Origin of the sequence: Microvirga arvi (assembly GCF_016892765.1) — a bacterium.
Taxonomy (GTDB): domain Bacteria; phylum Pseudomonadota; class Alphaproteobacteria; order Rhizobiales; family Beijerinckiaceae; genus Microvirga; species Microvirga arvi.
Genome location: NZ_JAFEMD010000202.1, coordinates 1 through 902 on the forward strand (window position 1 = coordinate 1; position 902 = coordinate 902).

The window sequence follows — 902 nt, forward strand, 5'->3', positions numbered from 1 at the left end:
GGCACCGTTGCATTAACCTCGGCCGTATAGCGAGGAGCGGTTCATCAAGGATCCGCTCCCGTGTCTCTGTTCAAGCGCCGTCGCTTTCCAGTTGAGATTATCCTGCTGTGCGTGCGCTGGTACTGCAAGTATGGGATCAGCTATCGCGATCTGGCAGAAATGATGTCCGAGCGCGGTGTCAGCGTCAGTCCAAGCACGATCTTTCGCTGGGTTCAGCGCTATGCTCCGGAGGTCGAAAAGCGAATTCGGCTCTACCAGGGACCTCGCTCAGGCTCCTGGAGAGTGGACGAGACCTATGTGCGGGTTAGCGGGCGCTGGAAGTACCTGTTTCGCGCGGTCGACAAGCACGGTCGGTTGATCGCTTTCATGCTGTCCGATCGTCGGAATACCAACGCCGCTTATCGGTTCCTGCGTAAGGCCATCAAGGCGATGAGCACCTATCCACCATCCTCGATCACGACGGATAAACTGGCGTCGTATGCCAAGGCTATCCTGCGCCTGCAGAACGAAGGGCTGCTGCCGAACGATGTGGTACACCGCACCTCGAAATATCTGAATAACATCCTTGAGGCTGATCATGGCGCGCTCAAGCGCGTGATCCGTCCGACGCGCGGCTTTCAAACGATGAGAACCGCCGCCGCGACCCTGACGGGTTTTGAAATCATGCGCATGATCCGCCGCGGTCATTACAACAAGCGGGGATGTCGAGCGACAGGCGAAATCCGTCTGATCAATCAGCTCTTCGGTCTTGCTGCCTGAGCGGCCCGTTAAACTGGGTCCGTTATGCGGTTCCCAAGTTACTGCAACGGTGCCGTCTGGTGAGCCAACTCTTCGGGCTTGTCGCATGAGGGAGCCGCACCGATACGCGCATTATGGCTTGTTGAAGTTAATGCAACAGTGCC

The 902-nt window shown here is 57.3% G+C and carries 1 protein-coding gene; it reads left to right on the plus strand.

The features are described 5' to 3' along the window. The first annotated feature begins 60 nt into the window (after positions 1-60). The gene (locus ILT44_RS30530; RefSeq protein WP_204243360.1) at positions 61-759 is read left to right on the plus strand and encodes an IS6 family transposase; all 699 of its coding nucleotides are present in this window, start codon (positions 61-63) and stop codon (positions 757-759) included. The last annotated feature ends 143 nt before the right edge of the window (positions 760-902 follow it).